This window comes from Roseovarius sp. MBR-78 (assembly GCF_040547535.1).
Taxonomy (GTDB): Bacteria; Pseudomonadota; Alphaproteobacteria; order Rhodobacterales; family Rhodobacteraceae; genus Roseovarius.
In genome coordinates, this window is sequence record NZ_JBEPPX010000001.1 from 242,518 (window position 1) to 258,400 (window position 15,883).

Consider the following 15,883-nt stretch of genomic DNA (forward strand, 5'->3'; position numbering starts at 1 on the left):
CGCAACATATGGGTGGTGTCACCCCGCGCCGTGGCAACCATGCCGCAGCCAAGGATTTTTGCGCGTGGCCCCGCCCGCGCCCGCGCCGCTCAGCCGCGATGCGCCGCCTGCCAGCCGCGCGGATCGTCGAGAAACGATTCGACCTCCCTTAACGTGGCGGCGTCAAAGCTCGCTTGTGCGCGCGCCTCGGCCAGCACGTCGCGCCATGTGCAGAGATGATGCAGCGCCACACCGTGATCGCCCAGCGTCTTTTCGGTCTCGGGGAAAATGCCGTAATAGAAGATGACGGCGGTGTGCGCGCATGTCGCCCCGGTCTCGCGGATGGCATCGACGAAGCTCAGCTTTGATCCGCCATCGGTGGTGAGATCCTCGACCAAAAGCACGCGCTGCCCCTCCGTCATCGCGCCCTCGATGCGGGCATTGCGCCCGTAGCCCTTGGGTTTTTTCCGCACATAGGTCATCGGCAGCGCCATGCGCTCGGCCACCAGCGCGGCAAAGGGAATGCCCGCCGTCTCGCCGCCTGCGATATTGTCGAACGCCTCGAATCCCGCCTCGCGCATCACGGTGATGGTGAGGAAATCCATCAGCGTGGAACGGATGCGCGGATAGCTGATGAGCTTGCGGCAGTCGATATAGGTGGGCGAGGGCAGGCCGGAGGCGAGCGTGAAGGGGGTGGCCGCGTTGAAATGCACCGCGCCGATTTCAAGCAGCATCCGGGCGGTGAGGCGGGCGATCTCGTCCTTCGGGGGGTAGGTGGCGGGGATCATCGGGCGGTCCTTGTTGCGTAGGGCGAAGAGGTTTGATGCCTCCGGCGGGGATATTTGGGGCAAGATGACGCTTAGCTTACGCGCCAATGCAGCGCGAAGCCGGGATCGAAAACGGTCACGGGGCCGTCGCCGGTCTCGATCTTTGACGGGTAGGTGACACGGTCGCCCTTGGTCAGCGTGATCCGCGCCTCGTTGGCGGGCAGGCGGTAGAAGGCGGGGCCGTTCAGCGAAGTGAAGCCCTCGAGCCGGTCGAGCGCGCCCTCCTGCTCGAACACATGGGCGAGGATCGAGAGGGTGTTGGGCGCGGTGAAGCAGCCCGCGCAGCCGCAGGCGCTTTCCTTCAACGGATCGGTATGGGGTGCGCTGTCGGTGCCGAGGAAAAACATCGCATCGCCCGAGGTTGCCGCCGCGCGCAGGGCGAGGCGGTGTTCCTCGCGCTTGGCCACGGGCAGGCAGTAGTAATGCGGCTTGATCCCGCCCACGAGGATATGGTTGCGGTTGATAACGAGGTGGTGGGTGGTGATGGTGGCGGCGAGGTCGCGGGGCTCCGAGGTGACATAGGCCACTGCGTCCTTTGTCGTGACATGCTCCATCACCACGCGCAGCCCCGGCACGGCGCGGCGGAGGGGATCGAGCACACGGTCGATGAACACCGCCTCGCGGTCGAAAATGTCGATCTCCGGGTCGGTCACCTCGCCATGCACGCAGAGCGGCAGGCCGATCTCGGCCATCGTCTCCAGCACCGGGCGCGCCGCGTTGAAATCGCGCACGCCGCTTGCGGAATTGGTGGTGGCACCTGCCGGGTAGAGCTTGACGGCGGTAATGAGGCCCGACGCATGGGCGGCGGCCACTTCGCGCGCGTCGGTCTCCTCCGTCAGGTAGAGCGTCATCAGCGGGGTGAAGTCTGCGCCCTCGGGCAGGGCGGCCATGATGCGCGCGCGGTAGGCGGCGGCATCCTGTCCCGTGACCACCGGCGGCACGAGGTTGGGCATGATGATGGCGCGGGCGAAGTGGCGCGCGCTCTCGGGCAGGACGGCGGCCAGCATCGCGCCATCGCGCAGGTGCAGGTGCCAGTCATCGGGGCGGCGGATCGTGAGGCTCTGGGTCATGGGCCGAGCGCTTACACAATCGCGCGCGCCTGCGCCAGTGCTAGCCGCGCTGTTCCGCCAGCCGCGCCTCGGCGGCGTTGAGCGCGTTGCGGTAGCGCGGCCCGCCGCGTCGCCGCCCCAGCACGTTGGTGCAGAACGGCACGATGAGCCCGTCGCGCTGCTCGGTGACGAGACGGCGCAGCAGCGGGAAGAGATATCCCTGGTCGTTGCGCCGCGCGCGCCAGAGCTGTGCGAGGCTGTGGCAGCTGAGCTTGTCCGCGCTCAACTGTGCGAGGATACGCGGCAGCACGCCGAGGCGGGCGAGGGTCTCTTCGATGGAATAGCCGAGATGGCGGGTGCGAAAGCGCAGCACATTGGCGCGGTTGAAGAGCGCCGAATGCATGGCATCAAGCTCGATTTCGGGATCATAAAGCAGCACCGCGTTTGCCGCCGCGTCGAGCATGTCGGGGGCATAGCCGTAGCGGTCGGTGAACGAGGTGCGGCGCATCGCGAGGTAACGATCATCCCATTCCGCCACCCGCGGATCGAGCGTCGCCTGCGGGCGTAGCATCAGCACCTTGGCACCGGGTGCGGCGACCGAGAAGGCGGCGGCGGCATAGCCGCAGGCCCCGGCCCCGTAAAAGATCACCTGCTCGAACTCGTCAAAGAACCCGTCATCGACCAGCCGGTCGAAATAGCCATAGACAAGCGCGTCGCGAAACCAGGTATCGCGCCGGCTCAGCAGGCACAGATGCGACCAGCCCAGCGCCTGCATCATGGTCCAGCCAAAGAGCTGGCCCTTGTCGGAGAGAGTATCAAGCCGGTCGAACGTCTCGAAACTGACCAGCAGCACCGGCTTGCGCTCGCAAAAGAGCGCGGCATGGTCAGAGCCGAGCGGCTGCGTGTAGCCCGCATCGCCCACCGCCTCCTCGGCCTGACCGAGCCACTCCTGCCAGTCTAGCCCCGAAAGATCGGTTCTGGTGATGTCGCTGATGTCCTGCATTCGATCTGACCTTGTCTGTAACCCACTGCCCCGGCGCGGGTCTTGGGCCCGCTTGCATCTGCCAACCTGCCGCCCGATTGGGGCGAAACTTTGGAAAATCCGGGGGCATTCTGCGGGCGCATCCGCGCGCGGGGCAGGGCGCGCCCCTTGACCGCACCGGGCAGGCGATGCACGTCTATGCCAAGGCAGGGTGAGCGGAGGGCAGGCAGGTGAACATTCCCCAATCCATCGACGGCGTGCAGGAGATGCTGGGCGCGCAGGGCTATGTCTGTGGGCGCGCGCTGGGCACGGTGGCCTATCTGGCGCTGAAACTGGGCAGGCCCTTGTTTCTGGAGGGCGAGGCCGGCACCGGCAAGACCGAGATCGCCAAGACGCTCAGCGCCGCGCTGGGCCGCCGCCTGATCCGGCTGCAATGCTATGAGGGGCTTGATGCCGCGACCGCCGTCTACGAGTGGAACTTCGCCCATCAGATGATCGCCATCCGCACCGCCGAGGCGGCAGGCGGGGTGGACCGGGGCGAACTCGGAGACGCGCTTTTCACCGAGGAATTCCTGATCGAGCGCCCGCTCTTGCAGGCCATGCGCCCGCAACCCGGCGGCGCGCCGGTGCTGCTCATCGACGAGATCGACCGCACCGACGAGCCGTTCGAGGCGTTCCTGCTGGAGGCGCTCAGCGACTATCAGGTGACGATCCCCGAGCTGGGCACGATCCACGCGCCCGAGCCGCCCATCGTGATCCTGACCTCCAACCGCACCCGCGAGGTGCATGACGCCTTGAAACGCCGCTGCCTCTATCACTGGGTCGATTACCCCGATTTCACCCGCGAGATCGAGATCCTGCGCGCCCGCGCGCCGGAGGCATCCGAGACGCTCAGCCGCGAGGTGGTGGCCTTCGTGCAAGCCTTGCGCACCGAGGATCTGTTCAAGAAACCGGGCGTGGCGGAGACCATCGACTGGGCCAAGTGCCTGCTCGCGCTCGACGTGGTCAGTCTTAGCCCCGAGGTGATCGCCGATACGCTGGGCGCGGTGCTGAAATACCAGGACGACATCGCGCGGATGCAGGGCTCCGAGGCCAAGCGGATACTGGACGAGGCGCGCGCCACGCTCGATCCCGCCTGATGTTTCTTCTTGGCCGAAATACTCCTTGGGTGTGGGGGCAGCGCCCCCACCGCGCGCTATGACAGAATACGCCCCGCTCGATCTGCCGGACGACCCCAAGCTCGTCCACAACATCACCCATTTCGCGCGGGCCTTGCGCGCCGCAGGCCTGCCCGTTGGCCCCGGTCGGGTGATCGAGGCGGTGCGCGCGGTGGCCGCCGTGGGCTTTACCTCGCGGCTGGATTTCTACTACACGCTGCGCGCCTGTCTTGTGACGCGGCCAGAGCATCTGCTTGTTTTCGCGCAAATTTTCCGGCTCTACTGGCGCGATCCGCGCTATATGGAGCATATGATGGCGATGATGCTGCCCGCCATTCGCGGCGTGCAGGAGGATCGCGCCGCCGCCCCCGCCGAGAAACGCGCCGCCGAGGCGTTGCTTGACGGGGTGGACCGCGCCCCGCCCGAGACGGGCGAGGAAGCGGGCGAGGAGACGGTGATCGAGATCGACGCGACGGCCACCATGTCGCGCGAGGAGCGGCTTCGGCGGCTCGATTTCGAGCAGATGTCCACCGCCGAGATGGCAGAGGCCAAGCGGATGCTGGCGCGCCTCACCCTGCCGGTGCGCCCGTTGCCGTCGCGGCGCGGGATTGCCGATCCGCATGGGAGCAGGTTGGACGCGCGCGCGACCCTGCGCGCGGCGCTGCGGCGGGGGGGCGAGCTGCGCCGCCTGCACCGCAAGGCCCCGCGCGAGCGTTGGCCTAATCTTGTGGTGCTTTGCGATATTTCCGGCTCGATGAGCCAATATAGCCGGATGGTTTTGCACTTTCTCCACGCTGTCGCCAATCACAAGGGGGCGGGCTGGGCGCGGGTCCATGCCTTTACCTTTGGCACGCGGCTCACGAATATCACCCGGCATCTGGCCACGCGCGATGTGGATGCCGCCCTTGCCGCCGCCGGGCGCGAGGCGCAGGATTGGGAGGGCGGCACGCGGATCGGCGCGGCGCTGCACGACTTCAACCGCGACTGGTCACGCCGGGTGATGGGCGCGGGCGCGGTGGTTCTGCTGATCACCGACGGACTCGACCGCGAGGAGGCGGGGCAACTCAGCCGCGAGATGGAGCGGCTGCACCTCTCGGCGCGCCGCCTGATCTGGCTCAACCCGCTCTTGCGGTGGGAGGGGTTCGCGCCGCGCGCGGCGGGCATCCGCGCGATGCTGCCGCATGTCGATGCCTTCCGCGCCGGGCATTCGGTGGCCACGCTGGAAGAGCTTGCCGAGGCGCTGTCGCGCGGCGAGGATGGCGGCGAGAAGGCGCGGCTGATGGCCGCGATGGGGGGGTGATGGACCGCTTTGACGACATACCCGAGACGGCGCTTGCCTGGCACCGGGCGGGCAAAGGGGCGGCGCTGGCCACGGTGGTCGAGACCTGGGGCAGCGCGCCGCGCCGGGTGGGGAGCCAATTGGCGATTTCCGGCGCGGGCGAGATCGCCGGGTCGGTCTCGGGCGGTTGTGTCGAGGGCGCGGTGGTGGTCGAGGCGCTGGATGCGATCGAGGCGGGCAAGGCGGTGATGCTGGAATACGGGGTCTCGGATGGCGATGCCTTTGCCGTGGGGCTGGCCTGTGGCGGCACGATAAGGGTGCTGGTGGAGCCGGTGGGTGCCGTGATCCCCGAGGCGCTTCTGGCCCAACTGGTCGCGGCGCGGGCCGCCCGCGAGCCGGTGGCCTATGTGACCGGGCCGGGGGGGCGGCGGCTGGAGCGTGAGGGGTATGCCGAGCGGTTTCGCATGGACCGTTCGGGGATGGAGGCGGATGGCGAGACGTTTGTGGCCATTCACAACCCGCCGCTGCGCCTGATCGTCGTGGGCGCGGTGCATATTGCCCAAGCCCTCGTGCCGATGGCGCGCATCGCGGGGTTTGACCCGGTGGTGATCGACCCGCGCGAGAGCTTTGCCACGCCTGCGCGGTTCCCCGGCACGCGGCTGATGCATGACTGGCCCGACGAAGTGCTGCGCGCGGTTGGGTGCGATGCGCGCACGGCGCTGGTGCTGCTGACCCATGATCCGAAGCTGGATGATCCGGCGATTTCCGAGGGCCTGCGCGCGGGGGTGTTCTATATCGGCGCGCTGGGATCGACGCGGACCCATGCCAAGCGGGTGGCGCGGCTGGAGGCGGCGGGAGTCACCGCAGCCGAGATCGCGCGCATTCATGGCCCCATCGGCCTCGATATCGGGGCGGCGGGACCGGCCGAGATCGCGGTGAGCATATTGGCCGAGATGATCGGCGTGCTGAGGCGCGGGGAATGAGGTTCGGCCCGGTGCCGGTGGCCGAGGCCCAAGGCGCGATCCTTGCCCATTCCGAGCATGTGGCCTCGGGGCGGTTGCGCAAGGGCGCGGTGCTGGGCGCGGCGGAGGTCGCGGCGCTGCGGGCGGCGGGCTACGCCGAAGTCACTGTGGCGCGGCTCGATCCGGGGGACATGCACGAGGACGCCGCCGCCGAACGGCTCGCGCGCGCGCTGGCCGAAGGGGCGGAGGGGCTGACCCTCTCGGCCCCGTTCACGGGGCGGGTGAACCTCATGGCCGCGCGGGCGGGTGTGGTCACGCTCGATGCGGGGAGGGTCAACGCCGCGAACGCGGTCGATCCGATGATCACGGTGGCGACGGTGCCGCCCGCCCACCAAATCCGCGCGGGCGGCATGGTCGCCACGGTCAAGATCATCGCCTATGGCGTGCCCGAGGCCAGCGTGGCGCAGGCGGCGGATGTGGCGGGCGGCGCGGTGCGGCTGGCCGTGGCGCGCTATCGCACGGCGAGCCTCATTGTGACCGACACCCCCGGCGGGCCGGGCACCAAGGGGGTGGAGGCGATCGAGGCGCGAGTCACCAATCTTGGCATGGAGATGGCGGGCACGGTGGTCTGCGCCCATGACGTGGCCCCGCTGGCGCGCGAGATCGCGGCGGCGGCGGGCGAGATCGTGCTGATTCTCACCGCTTCGGCCACGTCCGACCCCCATGATACCGCCCCGCAGGCGCTGCGTGCGGCGGGGGGCGTTGTGGAGCGGTTCGGCATGCCGGTCGATCCCGGCAACCTGCTGTTTCTGGGCCGGATCGGCAACAAGCCGGTGATCGGCCTGCCGGGGAGCGCGCGCTCGCCCGTCCTGCATGGCGCGGATTGGGTGCTGGCGCGAGTGGCCTGCGGGCTGCCTTGCGGCGCAGAGGAAATCGAAGCGATGGGGGTGGGGGGGCTTCTCAAGGAAATCCCCACGCGCCCGCAGCCCCGGCGCGCCCCGCGCGGCTGAGGCGGCACTTAGGCCGAACTATCAATTGAGTTTTGCGAAATCGGCGCTAGGCTCTGCGGCAGGGAGCCACGTAACAAAGCAACCGGGAGGAACCGATGCCAGAGGTCACAATGACCGTGAACGGCAAGCAAGCGAAGGGCCAGATCGAAGGCCGCACGCTGCTTGTGGATTTCATCAGAGAGAACCTGGGCCTGACGGGCACGCATGTCGGCTGTGACACCAGCCAGTGCGGGGCCTGCGTGGTGCATGTGGATGGCAAGGCGGTGAAGGCCTGCACCATGTTCGCCGCCGAGGCCGAGGGCGCGGAAGTGCGCACCATCGAGAGCATGGCCGAGCCCGATGGCACGCTGCACCCGATCCAGGCCGCGTTCCGCGAGCATCACGGGCTGCAATGCGGCTTTTGCACGCCGGGGATGGTGATGTCGGCGGCAGCACTTCTGGCCGAGAACCCGACGCCCACGGAGGCCGAGGTGCGGGACTATCTGGAAGGCAATATCTGCCGCTGCACGGGCTATCATAATATCGTCAAGGCGATCATGGCGGCGTCCGGACAGGATGTGAGCCGGATCGCCGCGGAATAAGCGAAGACATGGGGGCGCTGCCCCCGCGCCTGCGGCGCTCCCCCGGAGTATTTCGGGCAAGATGAAGCGCAACGGGTTTTGACGGGGGAAGCCCCGGAGCATTCAGGGAGGATGAGACATGCCGAAAGACGGAGGCATTGGCGCCAGCACCAAGCGGCGCGAGGACGTGCGGTTTCTGACCGGCACAGGCAATTACACCGATGATATCAACCTGCGCGGGCAGGCCTATGTGCATTTCCTGCGCTCGGACGTGGCGCATGGGCGGCTGACATCGGTCGATACCAGTGCCGCCGAGGCGATGCCGGGTGTGATCCGCATCTTTACCGGCAAGGATTTCGAGGGCGTCGGCGGGCTGCCCTGTGGCTGGCAGGTGACCGACCGCTTTGGCGAGGTGATGCAGGAGCCGGGGCACCCGGTGCTGGCACAGGGCAAGGTGCGCCATGTCGGCGACCCCATCGCCGCCGTGGTGGCCGAGACCCGCGAGCAGGCGCGCGATGCTGCCGAGGCGATTGAATTGGACATCGAGGAATTGCCGGCGGTCGTCGATATGAAGGCGGCGCTCAAGGAGGGCGCGCCCAAGGTGCATGACGAATTGACCAGCAATCTTTGCTACGATTGGGGCTTTGTCGAGGAGAACAAGGCGGCGGTGGACGAGGCCTTTGAGAAGGCCGCGCATGTCACCACGCTGGAACTGGTCAACAACCGCCTCATTGCCAACCCGATGGAGCCGCGCGTGGCGGTGGGCGATTTCAACCGCTCGACGGGCGATTCGACACTCTACACCACCAGCCAGAACCCGCATGTGATCCGGCTGCTGATGGGGGCCTTTGTTCTGGGCATCCCCGAGCACAAGCTGCGCGTGGTGGCCCCCGATGTGGGCGGCGGGTTCGGATCGAAGATTTTCCACTATGCCGAGGAGGCGTTCTGCACCTTTGCCGCCAAGGCGCTCAACCGTCCGGTGAAATGGACCTGCTCGCGCTCCGAGGCGTTCATGACCGACGCGCATGGCCGCGACCATGTGACCAGGATCGAACTCGCGCTTGATGCCGAGAACAACTTTACCGCTATCCGCACCGATACCCATGCGAATATGGGGGCTTACCTCAGCACTTTCGCGCCCTCGGTGCCGACATGGCTGCATGGCACGCTGATGGCTGGAAATTACCGCACGCCGCTCATCTACGTGAACGTCAAGGCGGTGTTCACCAATACCGTGCCGGTCGATGCCTATCGCGGCGCGGGGCGGCCCGAGGCGACCTATCAGCTTGAGCGCGTGATCGACAAGGCGGCGCGCGAATTGGGCGTCGATCCCATCGCGCTCAGGCGGCAGAACTTCATCACCGAGTTTCCCTATGCCACGCCCGTGGCGGTGGAATATGACACCGGCGATTACAACGCCACGATGGACAAGCTCGAAGAGATCGCCGATCTCAAGGGCTTTGCCGCACGGCGCAAGGAGAGCGAGGCCAAGGGCCGCCTGCGTGGACTTGGCGTCAATTGCTATATCGAGGCCTGCGGCATCGCGCCGTCGAACCTTGTCGGGCAGTTGGGCGCGCGCGCAGGCCTATACGAGAGCGCCACGGTGCGGGTGAATGCCACCGGGGGCCTCACGGTCATGACCGGCAGCCACAGCCACGGGCAGGGGCACGAGACCTCCTTTGCGCAGGTCATCTCGGAGATGATCGGCATCGACGCCGACATGGTCGAGATCGTGCATGGCGATACCGCCAATTCGCCGATGGGCATGGGTACCTATGGCTCTCGCAGCCTGGCGGTGGGCGGCAGCGCGATGGTGCGCGCCACCGAGAAGATCATCAACAAGGCGCGCAAGATAGCGGCCCACCTGATGGAGGCCGCCGAGGGCGATATCGAGTTGAAGGATGGCAAATTCAGCGTCGCGGGCACGGATAAATCCGTGGCCTGGGGCGATGTCACGCTGGCGGCTTACGTGCCGCACAACTATCCGCTGGGCGATCTGGAGCCGGGGCTGGAGGAGACGGCGTTTTATGATCCGGCGAACTTTACCTATCCCGCCGGGGCCTATGCCTGCGAGGTGGAGGTCGATCCCGATACCGGCCGCGTGACCATCGAGCGCTTTGCCGCCGCCGACGATTTCGGCAACGTGGTCAACCCGATGATCGTCTCGGGGCAGGTGCATGGCGGGATCGGGCAGGGGATCGGGCAGGCGCTGCTGGAGGCCTGCGCCTATGACGAGAATGGCCAGCTTCTGACCGGCAGCTACATGGATTACGCCATGCCACGCGCCGACGATGTGCCGTTCTACCAGGTGGATCATTCCTGCCAGACGCCCTGCACCCACAACCCGCTGGGGGTAAAAGGCTGCGGCGAGGCGGGGGCCATCGGCAGCCCGCCCGCGGTGGTCAACGCGGTTATCGACGCGCTGCAATCGGGTGGCAAGGATATCACCCATATCGACATGCCGCTGTCGCCGTCGCGCGTCTGGCAAGCGATGCAAGGGTAAGGAGAGCGATCATGTATGCATTCGAAATAGACCGCCCCACGACACTGGCCGATGCGATCAAGGCGCTGGGCGCGGAGGACGCGCAGGCGCTGGGCGGCGGGCAGACGCTCATTCCGTCGCTGAAACAGCGGCTGGCCTCGCCTGCGCGGCTGGTGGCGCTGTCGGGCGTGGCCGAGATCAATGGGATCTGCACCGCCGACGATGGCGCGCTCTGCATCGGTGGCGGCACCACCCACGCGGATGTGGCCGCCGGGGCCGGGGCCTATCCGGCGCTGGCCGCGCTGGCCGCGCATATCGGCGATCCGGCGGTGCGCAATCGCGGCACCATGGGCGGCAGCCTTGCCAATAACGATCCGTCCGCCTGCTATCCGGCGGCGGTGCTGGCATCGGGGGCCACGGTGGTGACATCGAGCCGGCAGATCGCGGCGGATGACTTCTTTGACGGCATGTTCGCCACCGTGCTGGACGAGGGCGAGATCATCACCGAGGTGCGCTTTCCGGTGCCCGAGGCGGCGAGCTATCAGAAGTTCGAGCAACCCGCCTCACGGTTTGCGCTCGTGGGCGTATTCGTGGCCAAATATGCGGGCGGCGTGCGCGTCGCCGTCACCGGCGCGTCGGAGGGCGGCGTGTTCCGCTGGGCCGAGGCCGAGGCGGCGCTATCGGGCAATTTCGCGCCCGAGGCGCTGGATGGGCTGACGCTCTCGGGCGACGGCATGATCGCCGACCTGCACGGCTCGGGCGCCTATCGCGCGCATCTGGTGGGCGTGATGACGCGGCGCGCGGTGGTGGCGGCGCACTGAGCCAAACAGCTTGTAAACAGGAGGCCGCGCTTTCGTATGAAGGCGCGGCTATTCCTTTGTGACAGCCATTATACGCGCTTCTTTTGCTGAGTTTCACCGCTCACAGAATCGTGAGTTGTGATGTCCGCACTGGCGCATAAGTCGGGCGCACGGACAGAAATTTCGCAAATCAGGAGATGATGATGAACACTCTCGGCAAGATGCTGACCGGCATCGCCATGGCAATGACCCTCGCCGCGACAGCGGCGCAGGCAGAGTGGGTGGACTATTCCGGCGACGCCTTTCAGCAGGCCCAGGCGGAGGGCCGGGTGCAACTGGTCGATGTGACCGCGACATGGTGTCCGGTCTGCCGGGTGCAAAAGCCCATCCTGGATGAATTGGAGAGCGAGGCCGCGCTTGACGAGGTGATCTTTGTCAGCCTCGATTACGACACGCACAAGGACTTCCTGCGCAGCCATAACGTGCCGCGCCAATCGACCATCCTGATTTTCGACGGAGCGGCAGAAGTGGACCGCTCGATCGCCGAAACCGACCGCACGCGGCTGCGGGACTTCGTGATGGGCACGGTAGATAGGATCATCGGCGGGGAGAAGTCGGATGGGTAGTGCTGCGCTCGCCTATATTGCGGGGCTGGTCACGATCCTCAATCCCTGCGTCTTGCCGATCCTGCCGATCCTGATCGGCTCGGCGGTCAGTCAGAGCAGATACGGGCCGGCAGCACTTGCTGCAGGGCTGGTATTTTCCTTTTCGACCTTCGGCCTCCTGATCCTCGCCTTCGGGTTCTCCATCGGTCTGGATCAACAGGTGCTGCGCACCGGTGCGGGGATGCTGCTGGTGGCGGCGGGACTGCTGTTTATTGTGCCGCAAGCGCAGATGGCCTTTGCCACTGCCGCCGGGCCGCTGGTGAGCGGGGGCAACCGGATGCTCGACCGGGTGTCGGGCGACGGCGTCGGCGGGCAGTTTGCCATCGGCACGCTTCTGGGGCTGGTCTGGGCACCCTGCGTGGGGCCAACGCTCGGCGTGGCCATCGCGGCTGCGAGCCGGGGCGAGAATCTTGCCGGGGCTTTTGGCATCTTTCTGGTGTTCGGCCTGGGGGTTGCCACCTCCATCCTTGCCTTTGCCTATGGATCGCGCAAGGCGCTGGCCGGACGCAAGGCGCGGCTTCAGGCGGTCGCGCGCTACGCCAAGCCGATTTTCGGCATCACCCTCCTTCTGGTCGGCGTGATGATCCTGAGCGGGGCCGACAAGGTGATCGAAACCGCCATGCTCGATCTCATGCCGCAATGGCTGATCGCGTTCACCACGCGGTTCTGAGCACGGCAGGGCGCATCACCGGGTGGCGGGCATCAGCACCGTCACCCCCACCGCCGCCGCGCGGGCAAGGCCCTCGTCAAGCGACATCGGGATATATTCGCCGCGCCGCCAGAGCTGGGCCATGTCGTCGTAATGGCGGCTCAGGAAATGGCCCGATTGCCCGGTCGAGGTGATGAACACGCTGCTGTCGGGATCGGCAAAATCATAGACCCCGCGATAGCCCGCGCCGTGCACATTGGCAAACGGGTCCGCCCCCGCACCGCCCCGCGTGCGCCCGCGCATCAGCGTGTTGTCGCCCCCCGAGGTGGATTGTCGGATATTGACGAAATAGCGCAGGAGCGGCACCTTGCCCAGGGTCTGGTGGTCATGGGTGGCCTGGTGTGCGTCGCCCCAGCGCAGGCTTTCGAGCGAACGGCCATAGCGCTCCGTTATCCAGATCAGCGCATCGTCGAGCGCCATGCGCGCGATGTCGGTGCAGGTCTCGCGCGCGGTGGATTGCCTGACATCGCACCACGCGGAGGCCCCGTCCACATCGCGGAACACCCGCTCGATAAAGACCGGCTTGGGATGCGTGAACTCGCGCGCCAGTGGCCCGAGATCGTCCTCGATGAGCCGGTCCATCAGCGCCCGCATCCACGCGGCGTAGATCAGCGGCTCGGGCAGGTGCTCGTTCATCTCGCCGTTCCAGTTGGCCAGCAGGTCGAGCGCGCGCTGGCGCAGGCGCTCGGGCGTGCCCTCGGGGGCGGCCTCGCCGGTGAACCACAGATCGGCCCCGATCAGCGGCAGGATCGAGCGCGCGGTAAAGCTCACCGTGTCAAGCTGCGCCTCGATGAAGCTGTCGCGCGTATGCACCGCGCGCCGCTGCATCAATTCGCGCCAGCGATGGATGCGCTGGGTGTCGCCCCAATGGTGGCTGACATGCATCGGGAAGGGGCGATCGACGATCTTGTTGTTGGTATTGCCCAATATGCCGCCCGAGGGGTCGATGAATTCTGGATTGGCGGTCACGGGCAGCATCCCCTGCCAGCGGTTCTCGGCGATCCAGCCACGGCTCGGCATCCGGCCCTCGGTCTCATGGCGGGCATGGCGGCGGGGCATCGCCCCGATGAGGCGCAGCGCGATCCCGCTTTCGTCGGCAAGCGTGAGGTTCTGCGAGGGCGCGACGAACAGCCCGATGATATCGAGCGCGCCTGCCACCGATTGCGCGCGCATCAGCCGCATGGCGGCGGTCATCGTGGTGTCCTCGTCCGAGAGCGCGGTCCAGCCGACGGCGGCGACATGCCCCTGCGGCGTGATCTCGCCGAGGTCATAATGGCTGCCGGGCAGAACCGGGCCGTTCCCGGTCCAGCGCAGGGTGAGGGTGACGGGGTCTTCGCCCTTGACCTCGATGATGGTGCGCGCTGTGCGGAACGGGGCCCAGCCCTCGGGCGTGAGATACTGGCCCGGATCGTCGGGGTTGAGCCGTTCGATGAACACGTCCTGATCGTCGAGATAGGACGAGGTCAGACCCCAGCCAAGCCGCGCGCTGCGCCCCGTGAGCACGGCGGGGATGCCGGGGATGGTGCCGCCGATCACGCCGCCGGTCTCCAGTTCCAGCCGCGCCAGATACCAGATCGCGGGGGCGGAAAACCCCAGGTGAGGATCATTGGCCAGAAGCGTGCCGCCCGAGGCCGAGCGTGCGGGCGCCGCCGCCCAGCCATTCGAGGCCCCGGCAAAGGCGCGCGCGGGAAAGGGCGAGAGCGGATCGGCGGCGGCTTGCCCCCGCGCCGGGGCAAGGCCAGCAAAGCGCGCAGCGGGAAAGAGGCTGGCATAATCGGGAAGTGCGGCGATACCGCTGCCGGGATCGTCGGGCAGGATATCGCCAAGCCGCGCCGAATCATCGAGCGCCAGCGAGGTGCGCGCGCGCAGCACCTCCTCGCTCAGGTGGCCCGAAAGCTGCACCGCCATCAGCTTGATGAGCGCGATGGAATCGGCGGGCTGCCACGGGGCCACGGGGGCGTTGAACAGGAACTGCTCGGGCGCGCCGCGCCCCAAAGCCTCGCGGTTGATCTCGGTGATCCGCGCGTTGACCCCGTCGGAATAGGCCTTGAGCGCGGCGAGCGTCGTGGCGTCCTGCGCCGCCACCGAGGCGCGCGCGAGGTTGTAGAGATCGAACCGCCGCAGCGTGCTGTCGATCTTGACGGTGCGCGCCCCGAACACCTCCGACAGGCGCCCCTGCACGGTGCGGCGCATCATGGTCATCTGCCAAAGCCGGTCCTGTGCATGGGCATAGCCGAGGCCAAAGAACGTGTCGGTATCGCTTGCCCCGAAGATATGCGGCACATTGGCATTGTCGCGCACGATCTCGACCGGTGCGGTGATTCCATCCACGGCAAGCCGCTTGTCATAGTCTGGCAGCGAGCGTGCGAGCAGCATGTAGACGATCGCCACAGCCACCAGCGCCAGCGCCACCAGCCCCCCCGCGACACGCAACAGCCATTTCAGGATCACCGGCATCACTGCCCTTTCCGAGTTTGTGCTTGCATCGCCCTCGGGGATAGTCAGAAATCCGGGGCGAAACAATGGGCACGCAAGAGGAGGAACGCGATATGGCAAAACTGGCATTTCTGGGGCTGGGAGTGATGGGCTATCCGATGGCCGGGCACCTGTCGGCGGCGGGACATGATGTCTGCGTCTACAACCGGACGACGGCCAAGGCGGAAGCCTGGGGCGCCGAGCATGGCGGGCGGCACGCAGCAACGCCGCGCGAGGCCGCGGAGGGGGCCGACTTCGTGATGGCCTGCGTCGGCAATGATGACGATCTGCGCAGCGTCTGCCTCGGCACCGACGGGGCCTTTGCCGGCATGGGCGAGGGCACGGTCTTTGTCGATCACACCACGGTCTCGGCCAAGGTCACGCGCGAGATGTACGACGCCGCCAAGGTGGGGGGGTTCGGCTTTGTCGATGCGCCCGTGTCGGGCGGGCAGGCGGGGGCCGAGAACGGCCAGCTCTCGATCATGTGCGGCGGCGATGCCGCGCATTACGCCGCCGCCGAGCCGGTGATCACCACTTATGCCAAGCTCTGCCGCCGCTTGGGCGAGAGCGGCGCGGGCCAGATGACCAAGATGGCCAACCAGATCGCCATTGCGGGCCTTGTGCAGGGCCTCAGCGAGGCGCTGCATTTCGCCGAGAAGGCCGGGCTTGACGGGCACGCGGTGGTCGAGGTGATCAGCCAGGGTGCCGCCGGGTCGTGGCAGATGTCGAATCGCTACAAGACCATGCTCGACGACCACTGGACCCACGGATTCGCGGTGGACTGGATGCGCAAGGATCTGGGCATCTGCCTCGATACCGCCGACGAGGTGGGGGCGAGCCTGCCGGTCACGGCGCTGGTGGATCAATTCTACAAGGACGTGCAGAAGATGGGCGGCGGGCGCTGGGATACCTCCAGCCTTTTGGCGCGGTTGCGCAAGATGGGCTAA

At 67.2% G+C, this 15,883-nt stretch carries 14 protein-coding genes; 10 read left to right on the forward strand and 4 right to left on the reverse strand.

Annotation, left to right across the window (positions count from 1 at the left end; translation table 11 throughout):
- Positions 1–89 precede the first annotated feature (89 nt).
- The 3 genes from ABIE58_RS01250 to ABIE58_RS01260 form a co-directional block, all read right to left on the reverse strand.
- A complete protein-coding gene (locus ABIE58_RS01250) occupies positions 90–767 on the reverse strand; it encodes an orotate phosphoribosyltransferase (RefSeq protein WP_354542851.1) in 678 nt (225 codons plus the stop codon).
- A gap of 71 nt (positions 768–838) precedes the next feature.
- Positions 839–1,876 carry a dihydroorotase gene (pyrC, locus tag ABIE58_RS01255; protein WP_354542852.1) on the reverse strand — a complete coding sequence of 346 codons (1,038 nt, stop codon included), beginning with the start codon at positions 1,874–1,876 and terminating at the stop codon, positions 839–841.
- A 40-nt stretch (positions 1,877–1,916) separates the two neighbouring features.
- A complete protein-coding gene (locus ABIE58_RS01260) occupies positions 1,917–2,858 on the reverse strand; it encodes a phosphoadenosine phosphosulfate reductase (RefSeq protein WP_354542853.1) in 942 nt (313 codons plus the stop codon).
- Between the two features lie 209 nt (positions 2,859–3,067).
- Here ABIE58_RS01260 and ABIE58_RS01265 point away from each other — a divergent pair, with 209 nt between their 5' ends.
- From ABIE58_RS01265 to ABIE58_RS01305, 9 genes are all read left to right on the forward strand, one after another.
- Complete coding sequence (locus ABIE58_RS01265; protein WP_354542854.1) at positions 3,068–3,976, forward strand: AAA family ATPase; 909 nt, start codon at positions 3,068–3,070, stop codon at positions 3,974–3,976.
- Positions 3,977–4,034: 58 nt separating this feature from the next.
- On the forward strand, positions 4,035–5,294 hold the full coding sequence (locus ABIE58_RS01270) for a vWA domain-containing protein (protein WP_354542855.1): 1,260 nt from the start codon (positions 4,035–4,037) through the stop codon (positions 5,292–5,294).
- Entirely contained in the window at positions 5,294–6,256 is a 963-nt protein-coding gene (locus ABIE58_RS01275) for an XdhC family protein (protein ID WP_354542856.1), read from the forward strand. Before ABIE58_RS01270 ends, ABIE58_RS01275 begins: the two co-directional genes overlap by 1 nt.
- The gene (locus tag ABIE58_RS01280; protein WP_354542857.1) at positions 6,253–7,245 is read left to right on the forward strand and encodes a molybdopterin-binding protein; all 993 of its coding nucleotides are present in this window, start codon (positions 6,253–6,255) and stop codon (positions 7,243–7,245) included. The genes ABIE58_RS01275 and ABIE58_RS01280 overlap by 4 nt, the downstream gene beginning before the upstream one ends.
- Positions 7,246–7,340: 95 nt before the next feature.
- Positions 7,341–7,826 (forward strand): (2Fe-2S)-binding protein, encoded by a 486-nt coding sequence (locus ABIE58_RS01285; protein ID WP_354542858.1) that lies wholly within the window; start codon positions 7,341–7,343, stop codon positions 7,824–7,826.
- Between the two features lie 118 nt (positions 7,827–7,944).
- Positions 7,945–10,308, forward strand: a complete 2,364-nt coding sequence (locus tag ABIE58_RS01290) for a xanthine dehydrogenase family protein molybdopterin-binding subunit (RefSeq protein WP_354542859.1) — start codon at positions 7,945–7,947, stop codon at positions 10,306–10,308.
- Positions 10,309–10,319: 11 nt separating this feature from the next.
- Complete coding sequence (locus ABIE58_RS01295; RefSeq protein ID WP_354542860.1) at positions 10,320–11,108, forward strand: FAD binding domain-containing protein; 789 nt, start codon at positions 10,320–10,322, stop codon at positions 11,106–11,108.
- Positions 11,109–11,287: 179 nt separating this feature from the next.
- Entirely contained in the window at positions 11,288–11,713 is a 426-nt protein-coding gene (locus tag ABIE58_RS01300) for a thioredoxin family protein (protein WP_354542861.1), read from the forward strand.
- Complete coding sequence (locus ABIE58_RS01305; protein ID WP_354542862.1) at positions 11,706–12,422, forward strand: cytochrome c biogenesis CcdA family protein; 717 nt, start codon at positions 11,706–11,708, stop codon at positions 12,420–12,422. The genes ABIE58_RS01300 and ABIE58_RS01305 overlap by 8 nt, the downstream gene beginning before the upstream one ends.
- A gap of 15 nt (positions 12,423–12,437) precedes the next feature.
- Here the strand turns inward: ABIE58_RS01305 and ABIE58_RS01310 are convergent, their stop codons facing one another.
- A complete protein-coding gene (locus ABIE58_RS01310) occupies positions 12,438–14,918 on the reverse strand; it encodes a penicillin acylase family protein (protein WP_354542863.1) in 2,481 nt (826 codons plus the stop codon).
- Between the two features lie 92 nt (positions 14,919–15,010).
- On the opposite strand from ABIE58_RS01310, the gene ABIE58_RS01315 reads away from it, so the two are divergent.
- Positions 15,011–15,883, forward strand: a complete 873-nt coding sequence (locus tag ABIE58_RS01315; protein WP_354542864.1) for an NAD(P)-dependent oxidoreductase — start codon at positions 15,011–15,013, stop codon at positions 15,881–15,883.

Bases quoted from the DNA above. Each gene is read 5' to 3' on its own strand.
- ABIE58_RS01310 (WP_354542863.1), bottom strand. From the start codon at position 14,918: ATGCCGGTGATCCTGAAATGGCTGTTGCGTGTCGCGGGGGGGCTGGTG.
- ABIE58_RS01290 (WP_354542859.1), top strand. From the start codon at position 7,945: ATGCCGAAAGACGGAGGCATTGGCGCCAGCACCAAGCGGCGCGAGGAC.
- ABIE58_RS01275 (WP_354542856.1), top strand. From the start codon at position 5,294: ATGGACCGCTTTGACGACATACCCGAGACGGCGCTTGCCTGGCACCGG.
- ABIE58_RS01295 (WP_354542860.1), top strand. From the start codon at position 10,320: ATGTATGCATTCGAAATAGACCGCCCCACGACACTGGCCGATGCGATC.
- ABIE58_RS01305 (WP_354542862.1), top strand. From the start codon at position 11,706: ATGGGTAGTGCTGCGCTCGCCTATATTGCGGGGCTGGTCACGATCCTC.
- ABIE58_RS01270 (WP_354542855.1), top strand. From the start codon at position 4,035: ATGACAGAATACGCCCCGCTCGATCTGCCGGACGACCCCAAGCTCGTC.
- ABIE58_RS01250 (WP_354542851.1), bottom strand. From the start codon at position 767: ATGATCCCCGCCACCTACCCCCCGAAGGACGAGATCGCCCGCCTCACC.
- ABIE58_RS01280 (WP_354542857.1), top strand. From the start codon at position 6,253: ATGAGGTTCGGCCCGGTGCCGGTGGCCGAGGCCCAAGGCGCGATCCTT.
- ABIE58_RS01300 (WP_354542861.1), top strand. From the start codon at position 11,288: ATGATGAACACTCTCGGCAAGATGCTGACCGGCATCGCCATGGCAATG.
- ABIE58_RS01315 (WP_354542864.1), top strand. From the start codon at position 15,011: ATGGCAAAACTGGCATTTCTGGGGCTGGGAGTGATGGGCTATCCGATG.
- pyrC (WP_354542852.1), bottom strand. From the start codon at position 1,876: ATGACCCAGAGCCTCACGATCCGCCGCCCCGATGACTGGCACCTGCAC.
- ABIE58_RS01285 (WP_354542858.1), top strand. From the start codon at position 7,341: ATGCCAGAGGTCACAATGACCGTGAACGGCAAGCAAGCGAAGGGCCAG.
- ABIE58_RS01260 (WP_354542853.1), bottom strand. From the start codon at position 2,858: ATGCAGGACATCAGCGACATCACCAGAACCGATCTTTCGGGGCTAGAC.